At 71.5% G+C, this 11,092-nt stretch carries 11 protein-coding genes; 7 read left to right on the forward strand and 4 right to left on the reverse strand.

Annotated elements, in window-relative coordinates; all coding sequences use genetic code 11:
* The first annotated feature begins 364 nt into the window (after positions 1–364).
* Positions 365–1,003, forward strand: coding sequence for a hypothetical protein (locus GRC12_RS35555; RefSeq protein ID WP_308286710.1), 639 nt, complete (start codon positions 365–367; stop codon positions 1,001–1,003).
* Between the two features lies 1 nt (position 1,004).
* On the opposite strand, the gene GRC12_RS35560 is transcribed toward GRC12_RS35555, so the two are convergent.
* The gene (locus GRC12_RS35560) at positions 1,005–1,763 is read right to left on the reverse strand and encodes a hypothetical protein (protein ID WP_208784121.1); all 759 of its coding nucleotides are present in this window, start codon (positions 1,761–1,763) and stop codon (positions 1,005–1,007) included.
* Positions 1,764–1,957: 194 nt separating this feature from the next.
* On the opposite strand from GRC12_RS35560, the gene GRC12_RS35565 reads away from it, so the two are divergent.
* The 5 genes from GRC12_RS35565 to GRC12_RS35585 all read left to right on the forward strand — a co-directional run bounded on the left by GRC12_RS35565 (position 1,958) and on the right by GRC12_RS35585 (position 9,116).
* Positions 1,958–3,487 carry an aldehyde dehydrogenase family protein gene (locus tag GRC12_RS35565; protein WP_208784123.1) on the forward strand — a complete coding sequence of 510 codons (1,530 nt, stop codon included), beginning with the start codon at positions 1,958–1,960 and terminating at the stop codon, positions 3,485–3,487.
* Positions 3,488–3,630: 143 nt separating this feature from the next.
* Positions 3,631–5,163, forward strand: coding sequence for a GMC family oxidoreductase (locus GRC12_RS35570; RefSeq protein WP_208784125.1), 1,533 nt, complete (start codon positions 3,631–3,633; stop codon positions 5,161–5,163).
* Positions 5,160–6,215, forward strand: coding sequence for a quaternary amine ABC transporter ATP-binding protein (locus GRC12_RS35575; RefSeq protein WP_208784127.1), 1,056 nt, complete (start codon positions 5,160–5,162; stop codon positions 6,213–6,215). Before GRC12_RS35570 ends, GRC12_RS35575 begins: the two co-directional genes overlap by 4 nt.
* On the forward strand, positions 6,215–8,152 hold the full coding sequence (locus GRC12_RS35580) for an ABC transporter permease (protein ID WP_208784129.1): 1,938 nt from the start codon (positions 6,215–6,217) through the stop codon (positions 8,150–8,152). Before GRC12_RS35575 ends, GRC12_RS35580 begins: the two co-directional genes overlap by 1 nt.
* Before the next feature lies 1 nt (position 8,153).
* Entirely contained in the window at positions 8,154–9,116 is a 963-nt protein-coding gene (locus GRC12_RS35585; RefSeq protein WP_208784131.1) for an ABC transporter substrate-binding protein, read from the forward strand.
* On the opposite strand, the gene GRC12_RS35590 is transcribed toward GRC12_RS35585, so the two are convergent.
* Genes GRC12_RS35590 through GRC12_RS35600 form a run of 3 tightly spaced genes read right to left on the reverse strand, consistent with a single transcriptional unit; the run spans position 9,117 to position 10,776 of the window.
* Positions 9,117–9,842 (reverse strand): isocitrate lyase/PEP mutase family protein, encoded by a 726-nt coding sequence (locus GRC12_RS35590; RefSeq protein WP_208784133.1) that lies wholly within the window; start codon positions 9,840–9,842, stop codon positions 9,117–9,119.
* The gene (locus GRC12_RS35595) at positions 9,839–10,282 is read right to left on the reverse strand and encodes a carboxymuconolactone decarboxylase family protein (protein WP_308286711.1); all 444 of its coding nucleotides are present in this window, start codon (positions 10,280–10,282) and stop codon (positions 9,839–9,841) included. The genes GRC12_RS35590 and GRC12_RS35595 overlap by 4 nt, the downstream gene beginning before the upstream one ends.
* Complete coding sequence (locus GRC12_RS35600) at positions 10,279–10,776, reverse strand: carboxymuconolactone decarboxylase family protein (RefSeq protein ID WP_208784135.1); 498 nt, start codon at positions 10,774–10,776, stop codon at positions 10,279–10,281. Before GRC12_RS35600 ends, GRC12_RS35595 begins: the two co-directional genes overlap by 4 nt.
* Positions 10,777–10,823: 47 nt before the next feature.
* On the opposite strand from GRC12_RS35600, the gene GRC12_RS35605 reads away from it, so the two are divergent.
* A partial coding sequence (locus tag GRC12_RS35605) for a GntR family transcriptional regulator (protein ID WP_208784137.1) occupies positions 10,824–11,092 on the forward strand: 269 nt, incomplete at its 3' end.

Consider the following 11,092-nt stretch of genomic DNA (forward strand, 5'->3'; position numbering starts at 1 on the left):
GGCCGACGTCGGTGGCTCGGAAGTGGAGAGCACCCCTGACGCCGGGGCTGCGGGGGCTGTCGGCTCTCAACCGCCGCCTCCCGTCGCTCCGCCCCTGCCCGGTGGCTGGCCCGGTACGGGGGCCGGGAGCGGCTGGCATGGACCCGGGGCCGGAGCTGGGGGGACTGTCGTGGATGCGGGCCGTGGGTCCGGTCCTTCCGAGTGGTCCCCTGCGGGTTCGTGGGGGACTGTGCCCGAGTGGGGTTCCGGGGCTTCGTGGACGCCCCCGGAGCAGCAGGGCGCGGGCGGTGGTGGGCTCAGTCGGCGGCTCGTGTGGTCCGTGGTGGTCGGGGCCGCCGTAGTCGGGGTCGCGGTCAGTCTCGTGGTGACCCTGCTCGTGGGGAGGAGCGGCGGCGGACACAAGGAGCCCGTCGCCGCCGGGTCGTCCACGACGGCGAGCGAGTCGCCCACCCGGTCGCCGTCACCGCTCGTCGAGGACACCACGACATCCTCGCCCTCGCCCTCCGCACCGCCCGCGGGATACGAACTGCGCGACGACGAGGAGGGGTTCCGGATCGCCGTACCCGAGGGCTGGACCCGCACCACCGCGCCCTCGCTGTTCGGGATCGACGTGGTCAACTACCGCAGCGCCGACAGCACGCACCGGCTGCAGGTCTACCAGGTGCAGGAGGAGTCCCCGCAGGCCTCCTTCGACCTGTACCTGTCCGACCAGACCCCCAAGCCCGCCGGCTTCAAGAAGCTCGGCCTGCAGACCCTGGACGACGGGCAGTTCACCGGCTCCCGGCTGGAGTACCTCGCTGGCACCATCAAGGGCGAGCCCGACGTCGGCACCTGGCACGTCTACGACGAACGCTTCGTCGCCCAGGACGGCAACATCTACGCCATCGCCTCCTACGGCCCCGACTCCGACGGCCGCGACGACGAACTCGCCAAGCTCACCACCGCGTTGGACTGGTTCTGCCCACCGAACAGCACCTGCGACCCCGACCCGGGCACCGACTGAATCAGGTGCTCTGCAACCGCTGCCGCAGCTTGCCGATGTCCACCGACTGGTCCGGCGACGGTGTGGCGGAGGGCACCGGCTTGTCGTAGTCCGAGAAGGCCAGCGTGGTGTCGGTGCGGCCGCCCTTCAGCGTGGCCTCGACCAGCCGGTGCGGCGCGCCCGAAGTGACGTACAGAACCGACCGTTGCCCGCCCTCCGTGCCCTTCAGCGGAATCACCTTCATGCCGTCGACGGTCGTCTCGGCGCCCTTCGTCAGGGACTTGCCGCCCGACGACGACCCGGTGTCGACCTGCCGCTGGAAGGCGGACAGATCGCAGGTGTCCGACAGGCCCTTGAGCATGGCGTCCTTCGTCGTGCCGTGGATGTAGCGGCCCTTGAAGAGCTGGGCGACCGCGTCACCCTGCGGCCCCGGCACCTGCGCCTTCCAGAACGCGGTGTCCGGCTTCATCCACACCTCCCGGCCCCGCTTGACCAGTTCGACGCTGCCACCGTGACCGCCCATCCGCAGGGTCCCGGCACAGTTGCCGTCCCGGTCCAGGGCGAGGTCCATCGACGTCGGCTGGGTCCTGCTGTGAGTCACCCCCGCCCCGCGGTCCGTCAGCTTCAGATGGACGGACGTGGCGTCGAGGAGGTTCTTCTTCGCCTGCTGGGCCAGCTGCTGTGCGGAGAGCCCGTCGCCGTCGTCCGCCGCGGCGAGTGCGGCCGGGGTGAGGGCGAGGGCCACGCTCGCCGCCGTCCACACCAGAGCCCTGCCGTGCATGACCTCACCTCCGTGGTGCGCGTCACGGCTCAGCCTACGGTTTGCCCTATTTGCCCGCATGTTCAGTGACACAGCGCACTTTCGGCCATGGATTGCGCATGCAATCAGGGGCGGAGGGCAGGCGCTCACGGTCCCGGTGGGTGACACCGGTGTGACTCACGGGAGCTGAACAGGAACGGAAGGCAGTACCGAACATGGCGGACAGGGCGCAAGCACCGGAACTCGACGCGCAGGCGACCATCCACGTGGCGGGAGAATGGCGAGAAGCCGTCTCCGGCGCCACGCGAGAGATCCTCGACCCCGCGGACGGGCAGCCCTTCGCCCTGGTCGCGGAGGGTGACGAAAAGGACACGGACCTTGCGGTCGCGGCCGCCCGGGAGGCCTTCGACCACGGCGACTGGCCCCGCACCCCCGTGGCCGAACGCGCCGCGCTGCTGCGCCGCGTCGCCGATCTTCTCGTACGCGACCGCGAACGCCTCGGCCGGCTGGAGAGCCAGGACGCGGGCAAGACGGTGGAGGAGGGCCGGGTCGACATCGACTGTGTCGCCGACGCCTTCCGCTACTTCGCCGACCTGGTCGCCGGTGAGGCGCCGGGCCGGGTCGTCGACGCGGGCTCGCCCGACGTCCACAGCGTCGTCGTGCACGAACCGGTCGGCGTCTGCGCCCTGATCACCCCCTGGAACTACCCCCTCCTCCAGGCCAGTTGGAAGATCGCCCCGGCCCTCGCGGCCGGCAACACCTTCGTCGTCAAGCCCAGCGAGATCACCCCGCTCACCACCGTCGCCCTCATCGACCTGCTCACCGAGGCCGGTCTGCCCGCGGGCGTCGCCGGTGTCGTCACCGGCCCCGGCCACTCCGTGGGCGCCCGGCTCGCCGAGCACCCGGACGTGGACCTGGTCTCCTTCACCGGCGGCCTGGTCAGCGGCACCAAGGTCGCCCAGGCGGCCGCCCCGACCGTGAAGAAGGTCGCGCTCGAACTCGGCGGCAAGAACCCCAACGTCGTCTTCGCCGACGCCTGCGCCACCGAGGAGGGCTTCGACACCGCCGTCGACCAGGCCCTCAACGCCGCGTTCATCCACAGCGGCCAGGTCTGCTCGGCCGGCGCCCGCCTCATCGTCGAGGAGTCGCTGCGCGAGCGCTTCGTCGCCGAACTCGCCCGCCGCGCCGCCCGGATACGCCTCGGCCGCGGCACCGAGGACGGCGTCGAATGCGGCCCCCTCGTCTCCGAGCAGCAGCGCGCCAAGGTCGAGGCGTACGTCGCCTCGGCGCTGGAGGAGGGCGCGGTGCTGCGCTCGGGCGGCCGTCGGCCCGTACCGGCGCCGGAGCGTCCCGCCTCCGGGTACTTCTACGAGCCGACCGTCCTCGACCAGTGCCACCGCCGGATGAAGGTCGTCCGCGAGGAGGTCTTCGGACCGGTGCTGACGGTGGAGACCTTCCGCACGGAGGACGAGGCCGTCGCCCTCGCCAACGACACCGAGTACGGCCTCGCCGGCGCCGTCTGGACCTCCGACGCGGGCCGTGCCCGCCGGGTCGCCGGCCGGCTGCGGCACGGCACCGTCTGGATCAACGACTTCCACCCCTATCTCCCGCAGGCGGAGTGGGGCGGCTTCGGCAAGAGCGGCGTCGGCCGCGAGCTGGGGCCGGCCGGCCTCGCCGAGTACCGCGAGACCAAGCACGTGTACCAGAACCTGGCGCCGAAGCCGGTGCGCTGGTTCGCGGGCTGAGCCCCGACTCCCGTACCCGTCCCACGACTTCCGTACCCGTCCCCCCGACTTCCGTACGACACATCGACCTCCGTACGCCCCCACTCCCGTACGAAGCCCCCGACTCCCGTACGTACGTCCCCGCACCTTGGAGCAACCCCCTCATGCCCGAGACCCCCCATCTCTACGACTACGTCGTCATCGGCGGCGGAACCGCCGGCTCCGTCATAGCCTCCCGCCTCACCGAGAACCCCGACGTCACCGTCGCCGTCATCGAGGGCGGCCCCAGCGACGTCGGCCGAGAGGACGTCCTGACGCTGCGCCGCTGGATGGGCCTGCTCGGCGGCGAACTCGACTACGACTACCCCACCACCGAGCAGTCACGCGGGAATTCGCACATCAGGCACAGCCGAGCCCGTGTCCTCGGCGGCTGTTCCTCCCACAACACGCTGATCGCCTTCAAGCCACTGCCCTCCGACTGGGACGAGTGGGAGGCGGCCGGCGCCAAGGGCTGGGGCGCGGTGCCGATGGAGGCGTACTTCGCGCGCCTGAAGAACAACATCGTCCCGGTCGACGAGAAGGACCGGAACGCCATCGCCCGCGACTTCGTCGACGCCGCCCACAAGGCGCTGGACGTCCCCCGCGTCGAGGGCTTCAACAACAAGCCGTTCGACGACGGCGTCGGCTTCTTCGACCTGGCCTACCACCCCGAGACCAACAAGCGCTCCAGCGCGTCGGTCGCGTACCTCCACCCGGTGATGGACGAGCGGCCCAACCTGACGATCCTGCTGGAGACCTGGGCGTACCGGCTCCGGTTCGACGGCACGCGCGCGGAAGGCGTGCACGTCCGCACCAAGGACGGCGAGGAGATCCTCGTACGGGCTCGCGACGAGGTCGTCCTGTGCGCCGGGGCCGTCGACTCCCCGCGGCTGCTGCTGCACTCCGGCATCGGCCCGCGCGCGGACCTCGAAGCCCTCGGCATCCCGGTCGTGCACGACCTGCCCGGCGTCGGCGAGAACCTCCTCGACCACCCGGAGTCGGTGATCGTCTGGGAGACGAACGGCCCCATCCCGGACAACTCCGCGATGGACAGCGACGCCGGCCTGTTCGTGCGCCGCGACCCCGAACACCCGGGCCCGGACCTGATGTTCCACTTCTACCAGATCCCCTTCACGGACAACCCGGAGCGGCTGGGCTACGAACGCCCCGCGTACGGCGTCTCGATGACGCCCAACATCCCCAAGCCGAGGAGCCGCGGCCGTCTGTACCTGACGAGCGCGGACCCGTCGGTCAAACCGGCCCTCGACTTCCGCTACTTCACCGACGAGGACGACTACGACGCCCGCACCCTCGTCGACGGCATCCGCGTCGCCCGCGAGATCGCGAGCACCGAACCGCTGGCGGGCTGGCTCAAGCGCGAGGTGTGCCCGGGGCCGGAGGTGACCGGCGACGAGGAGCTGAGCGAGTACGCCCGCAAGGTCGCGCACACCGTCTACCACCCCGCCGGCACCTGCAGGATGGGCGCGACGGACGACGAACTCGCCGTGGTCGACCCCGAGCTGCGGATCCGCGGCCTGCAGGGCATCCGGATCGCGGACGCCTCGGTCTTCCCGACGATGACCGCCGTGAACCCGATGATCGGGGTGCTCATGGTCGGTGAGAGGGCCGTCGACCTGATCGGAGGTGGTGCGCGATGAGCACGGCCATCGACAAGCCCGTCTTCTCCGTCGACAACCTGTGGAAGGTGTTCGGCCCGAAGGCGGACAGCGTCCCCGGCGACGCCGAGCTGTCCGCGCTGGCGCCCTCCGAACTCCGGGCCCGCACCGGCTGCACGGCCGCCGTCCGCAACGTCTCCTTCGACGTCCGCAAGGGCGAGGTCTTCGTGGTGATGGGCCTTTCGGGCTCCGGGAAGTCCACGCTCGTCCGCTGCCTCACCCGTCTCATCGAGCCGACGGCCGGCACGATCGCCATCGACGGCGAGGACGTCCGCGCCATGGACAGGTCCCGGCTGCGCGAACTGCGCCGGCACCGGGCCGCCATGGTCTTCCAGCACTTCGGCCTCCTCCCGCACCGCACCGTCCTCGACAACGTCGCCTACGGCCTGGAGATCCAGGGCGTCGGCAAGGCGGAGCGCCGGGCGCGCGCCCAGCAGGTCGTCGCCAAGGTCGGCCTGGAGGGCATGGAACAGCGCCGCCCCGGCCAGCTCTCCGGCGGTCAGCGCCAACGGGTGGGCCTGGCCCGGGCGTTGGCCGTCGACCCGGAGGTCCTGCTGTTCGACGAGCCCTTCAGCGCCCTCGACCCCCTCATCCGGCGTGACATGCAGGAGGAGGTCGTGCGCCTGCACCGCGAGGAGGGCCGCACGATGGTCTTCATCACGCACGACCTGAGCGAGGCGTTGAAGCTCGGCGACCGCATCGCGCTGATGCGCGACGGCCGGGTGGTCCAGCTGGGCACCCCGGAGGAGATCGTGGGCAGCCCCGCGGACGACTACGTCCGGGAGTTCGTCCGGGACGTGTCGCGGGAGCAGGTGATGACCGTCCGTACGGCCATGCGGCCCGGCCGCTGCGAGGGCCCGGAGCACCCGGGCGCGCTCGCCCCGGACGAGCTCGTCGCCGACGCCATCAAGGTCGTCGCCACGAGCGGCAGGCCGGCCTGTGTGGTCGACAACGGCCGCTGTCTGGGCGTCGTCGACCACGAGAGGCTCCTCGGTGTGGTCGCCGGAACCGAGCCGCGGAAGGAGGCGGCCTGATGGCCACCCTCACCGCGCCCGTCCCGCTGTCCGCGGGCTTCCTCAAGCACCGGGCCGTCCGCAAACTCCTGCTGCTCGCCCTCGCCGCCGCGGTCCTCGTCCCGCTCGCCAACGCGCAGTGGGCGAGCGGCAGTTGGCCCGCCGCCCTCACGATCGACCTGTCCAAGCCGCTCACCGGCGCCAGCAACTGGATCATCGACAACCGCGACAGCCACCCGCTGTTCCTCTACGGCTTCGGCTACGTCAGCAACGCGGTCGTCCTCTCCGTACGCGCCGTCTACCTGGTGCTCCTCGCCGCGGGCTGGGCCGGGGTGACGGCCGTCGGCGCCCTCGTCGCCTGGCGGGTCGCCGGTCTCCGGCTGGCGCTCGGCACGGCCGTCGCGTTCCTCGCCTGCGGGCTGCTCGGCATGTGGATCCCCACGATGCAGACGCTCGCCCTAATGGTGGTCGCCGTCCTCGCGTCGGTGGCCGTCGGCGTCCTCCTGGGCCTCGCCGCCGGTCTCTCCGACCGCCTCGACCGCGTCCTGCGCCCGGTCCTGGACACCATGCAGGTGCTGCCGGCCTTCGCCTACCTCCTCCCGGTCGTCCTGGTCTTCGGCATCGGCGTTCCCGCCGCCGTCCTGGCCACCGTCGTCTACGCCGCCCCGCCGATGGCCCGCCTCACCTCCCTCGGCCTGCGCGGCGCCGACAAGGAGGTCCTCGAAGCCGTCGACTCGCTCGGCGCCACCGCTCGCCAGCGGCTGCTGACCGCGCGCATCCCGCTGGCCCGCAAGGAACTCCTCCTCGGCCTCAACCAGACGATCATGATGGCCCTGTCGATGGCGGTCATCGCGTCCGTCATCGGCGCCGCCGGCCTCGGTGACCGCGTCTACCAGGCCCTGGCCTCCGTCGACGTGGGCGCCGCCCTCGCGGCCGGCATCCCGATCGTGCTGCTGGCCGTCGTCCTGGACCGGGTCACTTGCGCAGCCGGTGAGAACGCCGGCGAGGAGCCGGCGGGCGTGCGTCCCTGGCTGTACGCGGCCGCCGGCGCCGTCGCCGTGGCGCTCGCCGGACGTCTCGCCGGGCGCCTCGACTGGCCCGAGTCCTGGACCCTGAACATCGCCGACCCGGTCAACAGCGCCGTCGACTGGATGACCGCCCACCTCTACTCGGGCGTCCCGGTCGTCGGCGGCACCGCCGACTGGGCGGGCCACTTCACCACCTGGGTCCTGGACCCGGTCCGCGGCGGTCTGCAGTGGCTGCCCTGGTGGTCCGTGCTGCTCCTGGTCGCCGCCCTGGCCTGGCTGATCGGCACCTGGCGCACCGCGCTCACCGCGGTCCTCGCCATGGCCGCGATCGGCGTGCTCGGCGTGTGGAAGCCCTCCCTCGACACGCTCTCCCAGGTCCTGGCCGCCGTCGCCGTCACCCTCGTCCTCGGTTTCGCGACGGGCATCGCGGCGGCCCGCAGCGACCGCTTCGAACGCCTGCTCAGGCCCGTCCTGGACGTCTTCCAGACGATGCCGCAGTTCGTGTACCTGATCCCGGTGGTGGCCCTGTTCGGCGTCGGCCGCGCGCCCGCCGTCGCGGCGGCCGTGGTCTACGCCCTGCCCGCCGTCGTCCGGATCACCACTCAGGGGCTGCGCCAGGTCGATCCGGCGGCCCTGGAGTCGGCCCGCTCCCTCGGCGCGACCCCAGCCCAGCAGCTGCGCCAGGTCCAACTCCCGCTGGCGCGGCCCGCGTTGCTGCTCGCCGTCAACCAGGGCGTGGTGCTCGTCCTCGCCGTCGTCATCATCGGCGGCCTGGTCGGCGGCGGCGCGCTCGGCTACGACGTCGTGTTCGGCCTCGCACAGGGCGATCTGGCGACGGGTCTGGTGGCCGGTGCGGCGATCGTGTGCCTGGGGCTGATGCTCGACCGGGTGACCCAGCCGACGCAGCGCCGCGCGAAGGGTGGTGTGTGACATGGCACTGGGCAAACGCACAGCGCTGATCGTTTCTTCAGCCGCTTCCCTGGCCCTCCTCACCGGCTGCGGCGCCGCCGACATGACCAAGCAGGCCTCGCCCTTCGCCAACGCGGGGGGCACCAGGAGCGTGACCCTCTCCGTGCAGTCCTGGGTCGGCGCGCAGGCCAACGTCGCCGTCGCCCAGTACCTGCTGGAGCACAAGCTCGGCTACCGCGTCGACACCGTGCAGGTCGACGAGGTACCCGCCTGGGACGCGCTCAGCCAGGGCCGCGTCGACGCGATCCTGGAGGACTGGGGCCACCCCGACCAGGAGAAGCGGTACGTCGACGACAAGAAGACGATCGCGCGCGGCGGCGGCCTCGGGGTGACCGGGCACATCGGCTGGTTCGTGCCGACCTACCTGGCCAAGCAGCACCCGGACATCACGAACTGGAAGAACCTCAACAAGTACGCCTCCCTCTTCCGCACCGCGGAGAGCGGCGGCAAGGGCCAGCTGATGGACGGCTCGCCGTCGTACGTCACCAACGACAAGGCGCTGGTGAAGAACCTGAAGCTGAACTACCAGGTGGTGTTCGCCGGTTCGGAGGCCGCCCAGATCACGCAGATGAAACAGTTCGCCAAGGAGAAGAAGCCCTTCCTGACGTACTGGTACGCCCCGCAGTGGCTGTTCAAGAAGGTCCCCATGACCGAGGTGAAGCTGCCGCCGTACAAGGAGGGCTGCGACGCGGACCCGGCGAAGGTCGCCTGCGCCTATCCGCACACCCCGCTGCAGAAGTACCTCAACGCCGGCTTCGCGAAGAAGGGCGGCAAGGCGGCCGCCTTCCTGAAGAAGTTCAGGTGGACGACCGAGGACCAGAACGAGGTCTCGCTGATGATCGCCGACCAGAAGCTGTCGCCCGAGCAGGCGGCGAAGAAGTGGGTGGACGGCCACGCGTCCACGTGGCAGGCGTGGCTGTCCTGATCACCAGCGTTTCCTCAGCTCGTCCGTCATCCCCTTCAACGCCAGCGCCGCCCAGCGCTGCAGGGTCGGCCCGAAGGTGACGCGCGTGGCCCCGAGTTCGCCGAGTTCGGAGGGCTCGGGGCCGCCCTCCAGTTTGGCGTTCACGTTGATCGGGCCCTGGATCCCGGACCGCAGCAGGGGCAGCAGGTTCGTCGGGGCGCCGATCGGATAGACGCAGTCGGCGCCCGCGGCGACGTACAACGCGGCCCGCTCGATGGCGCGTGCGGGATCGCCGTCGCCGTACGCGAAGGTGTCGACACGGGCGTTGACGAACAGCCGGTCACCGGCCGCGGACCGCACCTGGGCCAGCCAGTCGGCGTGCTCGCGCGGGTCCTTGAGGACGCCCCGGTGCGAGTCCTCCAGGTTGCAGCCGACGGCACCGGCCTCCAGCAGCCGCTCCACCAGCTCCGTCGGCGCCAGCCCGTACCCTCCCTCGACGTCGGCCGACACGGGCACGTCCACCGCCCGGCAGACGCGCGCCACCGCGGCGAACATCTCGTCGGCCGGGGTCGCCCCGTCCTCGTACCCGAGCGCGGCCGCGATCCCCGCGCTGGGCGTGGCGAGAGCCGGGAACCCGGCCGCCTCCAGCGCCCGCGCACTCACCGCGTCCCACGGTCCCGGCAGCACGAGCGGGTCGCCGGGGAGGCGGCCGCGGTGCAGGGCGCGGAAGACATCGGCTTTGCTCATGGCGTGTACCCTCCCGGCGGGATCCGGCGGCTGACCATCACCCGGTTCCAGTTGTTGATGGCGACGACCAGGCCGACGAGATGGGCGAGCCGGCCCTCGTCGAAGTGCTCGGCCGCGCGGTCGTACACCTCATCGGGTACGAAGCCCTCCGTCAGCACGGTGATCGCCTCCGTCAGCGCCAGCGCGGCCCGCTCCCGCTCGTCGAAGACGTCCCCGGCCTCCTCCCACGCGGCCAGCAGATCCAGCTGCTTCTCGCTCACCCCGTGGTCGCGGGCGATGGTGAGGTGCATGTCCAGGCAGAAGGCGCAGTGGTTGAGCTGTGAGGCCCGGATGACGACGAGTTCGGCGAGGGCGGGATCCCCGAGTCCCCGCTTCGCCGCCGCGCTGAGTGCCGACATGGCCTGCCCGACGGCGCGGTCGAGGACCTGCGTACGGCTCACTCGTGCTGCCCCGGCGTGTAGTGGCCCGGCGCCATCCGGGTGGTCACGCCGAACCGGTTCCACGCGTTGATCACGGTGATCGCGGCGATCAGCTGGGCCAGCTCGGCCTCCTCGAAGTGCTTGGCCGCGTGGTCGTACACCTCGTCGGGCACGAATCCGTCGGTCAGGACGGTGACCGCCTCGGTCAGCTCGATCGCCGCGAGCTCCTTCTCCGTGTAGAAGTGCTTCGACTCCTCCCAGGCGCTCAGCTGGACGACCCGCTCCACGCTCTCCCCGGCCGCGAGCGCGTCCTTGGTGTGCATGTCCAGGCAGAAGGCACAGTGGTTGATCTGCGAGGCCCGGATCTTCACCAGCTCGTACAACCTGGGGTCCAGGCCCTGCCTGGCGGCGGTCTCGAGGCGGAGCATCGCCTTGTAGACCTCGGGCGCGTGCTGGGCCCAGCGCAGCCGGGCGGGCCGCTCGGGCGCGTACTCGGTGGTCTCCTGTGTGGTCATGTCCTCGACCCTAGAAGCGAGGCAGCCCAGGGGTATGGTCCATTTCCATGGCGAAATCATGGGCCACTTTGGGTGTCGACCTGCATCTGGAGCCGACGGGACCGGGGGTGCGCCGGGGCCTGACCGGCGCCCTGCGCGAGGCGGTCCGCACCGGCCGGCTGGCTCCCGGCACCCGGCTGCCCTCCTCCCGCAGCCTCGCCGCCGACCTGGGCGTCGCCCGCAACACGGTCGCCGAGGCCTACGCCGACCTGGTCGCGGAGGGCTGGCTCACCGCACGGCAGGGCTCCGGCACCCGGGTGGCCGACCGCCCGGTCAG

Origin of the sequence: Streptomyces griseorubiginosus (assembly GCF_017614965.1) — a bacterium.
GTDB classification, from domain to species: Bacteria; Actinomycetota; Actinomycetes; order Streptomycetales; family Streptomycetaceae; genus Streptomyces; species Streptomyces griseorubiginosus_B.